5 protein-coding genes are annotated in these 7750 nt (G+C 45.0%); 3 read left to right on the forward strand and 2 right to left on the reverse strand.

Annotation, left to right across the window (positions count from 1 at the left end; translation table 11 throughout):
- Nucleotides 1–210 precede the first annotated feature (210 nt).
- Both CAG68_RS21725 and CAG68_RS21730 read right to left on the reverse strand, forming a co-directional pair.
- Complete coding sequence (locus CAG68_RS21725; protein ID WP_086047270.1) at nucleotides 211–2370, reverse strand: prolyl oligopeptidase family serine peptidase; 2160 nt, start codon at nucleotides 2368–2370, stop codon at nucleotides 211–213.
- A 206-nt stretch (nucleotides 2371–2576) separates the two neighbouring features.
- Nucleotides 2577–4148: an ATP-binding cassette domain-containing protein gene (locus CAG68_RS21730; protein ID WP_086047269.1), complete on the reverse strand. Its 1572-nt coding sequence runs from the start codon at nucleotides 4146–4148 to the stop codon at nucleotides 2577–2579.
- Between the two features lie 445 nt (nucleotides 4149–4593).
- Here CAG68_RS21730 and CAG68_RS21735 point away from each other — a divergent pair, with 445 nt between their 5' ends.
- The 3 genes from CAG68_RS21735 to CAG68_RS21745 all read left to right on the forward strand — a co-directional run.
- Nucleotides 4594–5019, forward strand: coding sequence for a universal stress protein (locus CAG68_RS21735; protein WP_005375398.1), 426 nt, complete (start codon nucleotides 4594–4596; stop codon nucleotides 5017–5019).
- Nucleotides 5020–5185: 166 nt separating this feature from the next.
- The gene (locus CAG68_RS21740; protein WP_005375391.1) at nucleotides 5186–5803 is read left to right on the forward strand and encodes an NAD(P)H-dependent oxidoreductase; all 618 of its coding nucleotides are present in this window, start codon (nucleotides 5186–5188) and stop codon (nucleotides 5801–5803) included.
- The coding region (locus CAG68_RS21745; protein WP_161441648.1) for a monovalent cation:proton antiporter-2 (CPA2) family protein at nucleotides 5800–7750 on the forward strand (1951 nt) is incomplete at its 3' end. The genes CAG68_RS21740 and CAG68_RS21745, both read left to right, overlap by 4 nt.

Genomic DNA, 7750 nt, shown 5'->3' on the forward strand with positions numbered 1-7750 from the left:
CGATCAATGTTTCATTTCGATCGTACAACACTCTTCAGATTAATTAGAACATTATAATAATTTAAAAAACCTTAGTTTGATTAGCCTAGCATCAGATTAGAATAGTAGGCCTATAATAAATAAAAAGGGAGTCACTCTCTGTGATTCCCTTTTATTATCGAGCGATAAAGCGCCGATGCGTTTCGATAACTAAAACGCAAACAATTCGCACTATTGCAGTTTCTCTATTCCCATATTGAACAGTGCAAAACTATAAATATCTGCATTTGTCTCAATTATTTTACGCGTTGGTGTGCCTGCACCATGTCCTGCATTGGTTTCGATGCGAATTAAGATCGGATTTGAACCCGCTTGCTTCGATTGCAACTCAGCTGCAAATTTGTATGAGTGAGCAGGAACAACACGGTCATCATGATCACCGGTTGTAATCAATGTTGCTGGGTATTCCACCCCTGCTTTTACATTGTGCACCGGCGAATAACTTTTCAGATATTGGAACATCTCTTTACTTTGCTCTGCCGTGCCGTAGTCATACGCCCAACCAGCACCTGCGGTAAAAGTATGGTAACGCAGCATATCCAATACGCCGACTGCTGGCAGCGCCACTTTAAACAGCTCTGGACGTTGCGTCATAACGGCCCCTACTAACAAGCCACCATTCGAACCACCGTTAATGGCTAACTTGTTTGATGACGTTACCTCTTCATCAATTAGGAATTCAGCCGCAGCAATAAAGTCATCAAACACATTTTGCTTTTGCATTTGAATGCCAGCGTTGTGCCACTCTTTACCATACTCCCCACCGCCACGAATGTTCGCTACCGCGTAGACACCACCAAGCTCCAACCAAGCCGCACGTGTCGGGTTAAAAGATGGTGTGAGGCTGATGTTGAAACCACCATAACCATATAGGATGGTTGGTGCACTGCCGTCCATCGGTGTCCCTTTTTTATAGGTGATGATCATCGGCACTTTTGTTCCGTCTTTTGAGGTGTAAAACACCTGGCGAGAGTCATACAAAGCTGGATCAAATGGCGCTTTAGATTTGTAGTACACCTCGCTATCACCATCTTTGATGTTCAGACGATACGTAGTGCTGGGCATCTTGTAATTGGTGAAAGAATAGTAGACTTCGGTTTCATCTTTTTTACCCGAGAAACCGTATGCGCTGCCAATATCAGGCAATTTGATTTCTCGGATGAGTTTGCCGTTCATGTCGTATTGCTTCACCATCGAGATCGCATCAACAATATAACTCGCAAACAAATTGCCACCCGCGGTAGAAACGCGTAACACATTCTTTGTTTCAGGGATCAAATCTTTCCAGTTTTTGGGCTGCGGCTGACTCGCATCCACCGTCACGACGCGTTTGTTCGGCGCGTTAAGGTTCGTAACCAAGTACAGCTTCGTGCCTTGGTTATCTATCACCCAAGTATCAGAACTGGTGTTATCTAAAATGGTTTTAAGCGGGCTGTTTGGCTTACTCAGATCTTTAAAGAACAGTTTGTTACCCGATGTCGATACGCTGGCTGAGATAAACAAGTAGCGTTCATCATCCGACGTATAGCCGCCAACATAACGGTATTTCTCTTCCTCAAAGCCGCCGAAAATCAGCTGGTCTTCACTTTGCTTCGTTCCAAGTTTATGAAAGTAGAGCTTGTGTTGATCTGTCTTCGCGGAAAGTTCACTCCCCTGTGGCTTGTCATAACTTGAGTAATAGAAACCTTGATTGCCGAGCCAACTGATGCCGCTGAACTTAATATCCACCAGCGTTTCACCGACGGGCTTTTTGGTTTCTGTGTCTAACACAATGACTTTGCGCCAATCGCTACCGCCTTCCGAAATGCTGTATGCGACCAAAGAACCGTCTCGTGAAAAGCTCACTCCCGCTAACGATGTGGTGCCATCCTCACTAAAAGTATTTGGATCGAGGAAAATTTCTGCTTCACCATCACCTAACTGCCGATAAAGCACATCTTGGTTTTGTAACCCGTCATTTTTATAGAAATAAGTGAACTTACCCTCTTTGAACGGTTGGCTTTGCTTTTCGTAGTCCATGAGCTTAGTGATGCGCTCTTCAATCTGCTCGCGGTAAGGGATTTTCGACAGATAATCAAACGTCACTGCATTTTGTGCCTTCACCCATTCTGCGGTTTCTGGGCTGAGATCGTCTTCCAACCAACGATACGGATCACTCACTTTTGTACCAAAGTAGTCATCGACAACATTCACTTTTTGTGTGGTTGGGTACGTGATGGCTTTCAGGGTTACCTGTTCAACCGACGACTGCGCCGCTTCATTTGCATGCGCCACAGACAACACACTTCCGAGTGCGAGAGCCGTTGCGAGTGCTAGGGTGTTCTTTTTCATGAAATTCCTTTTTATTTTTCTGTTGTCTTTTTGTGCAATACATCAGAACTCTACTATATATCGACAAAATGAATCTAATTTCATTAAACGAGTTGTGAAAGCCATCCTAACTCCCTCATTTCCTGCCAGTTCTACAAACCAGTAAGTGGAAGTGTAGAACTTGGGAACAACACTGAAGAGCTACGATGGCGTTTACTCTCTTTCGTCTAAGTCAGCTCGATTTGGCGCAAAACCCCAGACTCAGAAGCGAAATCTTGGTCGTGACTGATCAGAACAAATCCACCTTTGTATGTATTTAACGCCTGACTAAGCATTATTTTTGACTCGAGGTCGAGATGGTTATCTGGTTCATCAAGCAGCAGCAAAGGCTGAGAATTTTGGTGGCTGACTATCAGCATCGCGAGCTTCATCTTCTCGCCACCGCTCAGTAGGCGCCCCAATCGAAACACTGCATGTCGACGAAAACCGATCCCGGCCAATAAGGTCCTCGCTTCACTTTCCGTCATCTCTTGGCAGCTCTCCATTACGTTCTCAAGTAACGAAAGATTTGGATTCACTGCACCAAAATGTTGGTCGAGATAATACAAAGGCGTATTCACTTTCAGCTCACCACTCTGCAACGATAACTCGCCAAGCAACGTCTTTAACAAGGTTGATTTTCCGCAGCCATTTTTCCCTTTGAGATGGACTTTGTCGTTCGCAAAAATCTGCAACGTGATAGGTGTAGAATTCCCAAAAGGTAATATACCTTCTTGTATCGACAATACTTTTCGCGAACGGTTCGGATTATCTGTAAGATAAAGATTTTGCGCCTTGAGTTGCTCATGTCGCAATTGCAACGCCTGTTCTTTGGCTTGTAAATGCGCTTGTCTGAGTTGCTCATTCTTATTGCGATTTGAGGCGCTGGCGGTCGCACTATCCTTTTTTCCATCAAGCAAAATTTTGGGCTGGCTGCCGTCTTTGCGCAGTTTGTTCCCTTGCGCGGCGCGTTGGTCTGCTTTTTCGCGATTTTTCTGGGCTTGCTCGGCTAACCGTTTTTTCTGTTTATCGACTTGCGCTAACTGCCTCTCGATCGCTTGCAGTTCAGTGCGTTTTTTCTCGGCGTACACATCGTAATTTCCACCAAAAACTTGTAAGCCTAGGCCCGAGAGTTCCCAAATTTCCTCCATCTCTCGCAGCAGCTCACGATCGTGACTGATGAGTAAAATCGCGCCGCTGAAATGCGTCATAGACTCTATCAGCCATTGTTTCGCCTGGGTATCGAGGTGATTGGATGGTTCATCGAGAATCAAAAGCTCCGTTTCGTTTTCAAACAACTGCCATAGCTGCAAACGTGCCAACTGACCACCACTGAGCCGAGCACAAGAGAAATCAGGGTCTTGCGGTAATCCCATCGCAGCGAGCTGCTGTTTGAGTTTTAATTCAATATCCCACTGCTCACCAACCAGTTCGAACCAATGTTCAGAAACATCACCTTGTTCAATCTGCTTTAAAGCATGCAAGACCGCATCTTTGCCCAGAAACTGGGCGATCGATTGCTGACCTGAAAGCAGATCAGACGGCTGCTGGCGATACATCATGAAAGAAGAGGGAGCATTCACAACACCGCTGGCAGGCTGAGTTTCGCCCGCCAAAATGGAAGCCAAAAGCGACTTGCCGATGCCATTGCGCCCAACCAAACCAACACGTCGTTTAGTCATGGAACAAGAAATAGACTGGAATAGCGTATCGCCATTATCAAACTGATGGCTAACATTAAAAGCTTGTAAAACTGGCATAATTTGCCTCCTGTATGACAGGGACAACAGCCGTAGCTATGATTTGAGATTGCAACAAAACGCGTGCACAAACGCATTAAGCTCTATGTAAAGCTCGACGATATACGTCAAATCAAAAAGTCGTCTTGTTGCAAAGAAATATCGGAAAGTGAGCTACGCCTACTAACCCTGCAGATCCAAAAAATAAGTAAAAATATGGATGACAGGTTTAGTTCTTCATGTTGGCGTAATCTCCTAGAGAAATGATGCGCAGAGTGTAGCCGCTTTTTTGTTCAAAAAGCAAGCTTTCTAGCCAAATGAGAACAAAAAGAAAGTTTCACAGTAAGTTGTTATATCACATTAACTTTTTAACAAGTCTTTGAACAATTTCGAGATCTTAGCAACACAATTTTTATCCAAGCCATACTATGCTTAGGGTAAAGATAATCCACATAAGGGCGTGGTTATGAAATACAAACATATCCTTGTTGCACTCGAACTGTCAGATGAAAGCACCGTGCTTATCGACAGAGCGGTATCAATGGCAAACTATCTCGACTCCGATATCTCCTTTATTCATATTGATGGTACGCACGGAGAAATCTATCGTGAGCTTGTAGACATTAAAGAAAACCCGGATCAAAGGCCGTTGAATGAGCATTCAATGGAATGTTTAAAAACATTTAGTGATTACATGGATTACCCACTTAAACATTTCTTCGTAGGTACTGGCGACTTGGCTGATAAATTAGAGGTCACCATTAAAGAGCAAGAAGTGGATCTTCTGATTTGTGGTCACCACCAAGATTTCTGGAGCAAGATTATTTCTTACTCCAGACACTTAATTAACAAGTCACCGGTGGATATTCTAGTCGTCCCTATTCATGATTAGTAAAACGTAACGCTTCCCAAAACCACCAATTTATTTGGTGGTTTTTTATTGATATTGAAACAGCTTAAACAGTTTTCCAAACTAGCTTGGCGATCATTTATGAGTTACATTTTCTAACCAACCCGCGCTCCTACTGGGCATGGTTATTTAGATAGCAAGGATCCCTATGGCAAATAAAAAAGTACTCATTCTCTTTGCTCATCCTTCCCAGCATCGTTCAGAAGTGAATACTCCACTTTTCAAAGAAGCTCAAAAAATTGAAGGCGTGACATGTGTTGATCTCTATGGCGAATACCCTCGTTTCGATATTAATATCGACCGTGAGCAGCAACGCTTACGTGAGCATGACGTGGTGATTTTCCAATTCCCACTATATTGGTATTCAACGCCTGCGATTTTAAAAGAGTGGCAAGATCTGGTTTTGGAATATGGCTTTGCTTACGGTACAGATGGCACAGCACTGCAAGGTAAGACCATGCTTTGTGTGCTGTCTGCAGGGGGTAAAGAAGAAGCTTATAAGGCAGAGGGCTACAACCACTTTACGATTCGTCAACTGCTTGCGCCTATTGAACAAATGTCCGCACTGACAGGCATGAACTACATTGCCCCTCTCGCGATGTTTGGCGCACGTACAGCAGATGAAGAAGGGCGAATCCCTCGTCATGTTGAGCGGTACAAGAGCCTGCTAACAGCTTTAGTCGAAGATAGGTTGGATGTTGAAGCTGCGGCGTCATTAATCAAGCTTAACAGCGCATTGCCAGAGCTCATTAAGGAGGCTTCATGACAGGGATATTCTTACAAGCCTTCGTATATTTGATTGCTGCTGTAATTGCAGTCCCACTTGCTAAGCGTTTGGGACTTGGGTCCGTTTTAGGCTATCTCATCGCAGGTGTGGTCATTGGCCCAATTATCGGTTTAGTCGGTGAAGAAACAACAACAATCCAGCACTTTGCCGAGTTTGGCGTGGTGATGATGCTGTTTCTCGTTGGCTTAGAGCTCGAACCCAAAATGTTGTGGGCGATGCGCAATCGCTTAATGGGCTTAGGAGGTCTGCAAGTCGGCGGTACCGTCGCGGCGATTATGGGTATTGCCTTGTATTTTGACCAGCCTTGGACCATAGCCTTAGCCATAGGTTTGATCTTCGCCCTCTCTTCTACTGCGATTGTTTTGCAAACTTTTAGCGAAAAAGGATTAACGAAGACGGAAGGTGGACAAAACGCTTTCTCCGTGTTGCTTTTTCAAGATATTGCAGTGATACCAATGTTGGCGTTCATTCCTCTATTGGCCTTACCTGAATTAATTGAACAGGCACAGTCCGCGGCTCAAACAGCCGCAGCGCACCATGAAGAATTAAGCCTCGTTGCGGGGTTGCCCGGCTGGGCATACGGCATCGTAATCACAGCATCGATTGCAATCGTAGTCGTTGGTGGACACTTTTTAAGTCGACCTCTGCTCAATTATGTGGCTAGCTCTGGTTTGCGAGAAATCTTTACCGCAACTGCACTCATGCTGGTCATTGGTATCGCTGCACTGATGAGTTTAGTGGGCTTATCTCCTGCCTTAGGAACCTTCTTGGCTGGCGTTGTATTGGCGAACAGTGAATTCCGCCACGAGTTAGAATCCAATATCGAACCATTTAAAGGCCTATTGTTAGGTCTGTTCTTTATTACCGTTGGCGCAGGGATCAACTTCTCGGTCCTTTTTGGTGATTTCTGGTTGGTCATGGCATTGACCATTGGCGTGATGGTTTTGAAAGCCTTGGTGCTGTTTATTCTTGCACTGATATTTAGGGTGAAAGGCAGCAACCGCTGGCTGTTTACCCTAAGCTTGGCTCAAGCAGGTGAATTCGGCTTTGTGCTTCTAAGCTTTTCAGTGCAAAACCACGTCATCCCATTTGAACTTTCACAAACTCTTGCGTTAGTGGTTGCGATTTCGATGTTCCTGACACCAGGTTTGTTTATTCTGTTTGATAGAGTGATTCTGCCGCGCTTTGAAAGCCAGTCAAATGAACGCGAAAGCGATACGATTGAGGAAACAGGCACGGTGATCATCGCCGGCATCGGCCGCTTTGGACAAATAGTGAATCGCCTATTGGTATCAAACGGCGTGACTACCGTGGTACTTGACCATCAATCTGACCAAGTCGATAACATGCGCCAGATTGGCACTCGCGCCTATTTTGGCGACGCGACTCGACCAGATATGCTACATACAGCCGGCATTGAGCACGCCGCTGCGTTGGTTGTGGCGATTGATAACCAAGAATCGAGTGTAGAACTGGTGAAGTACGTTAAGCACACGTACCCAAAAGTAACAGTGATTGCACGTGCCTTTGACCGTGGACATGGCTATCTTTTGCGTCAAGCGGGGGCTGATATTATTGAATCAGAGACCTACCATTCTGCATTGGAGATGGGCGGTCACACAATGAAAGCCCTTGGCATTCACCCCTTCTTTGTTGAACAGCAGAAGGCGACATATAAGCGTGTTGAAGCACGTAAGTCAGAAATACTCTACAAAGCTTGGGAAGATGATTCTGAAGGTGAACGCTATGACAACAATTTCCGACAACTGTTTATTCAGTTAGAGGAGAAAATGGCGGAAGAGATGCAAAAAGATCGTCATGACAAACTATCGCGGTCAGAACGTGGTTGGACACCGCCACCTAAAGGTTACGCCGATGACTTTAATGAAGATAACGTCCAAGAGCTAACACCACCAAGAGAAGAGC

Source organism: Vibrio sp. V42_P2S4T144 (assembly GCF_009904715.1).
Lineage (GTDB): Bacteria > Pseudomonadota > Gammaproteobacteria > Enterobacterales > Vibrionaceae > Vibrio > Vibrio alginolyticus.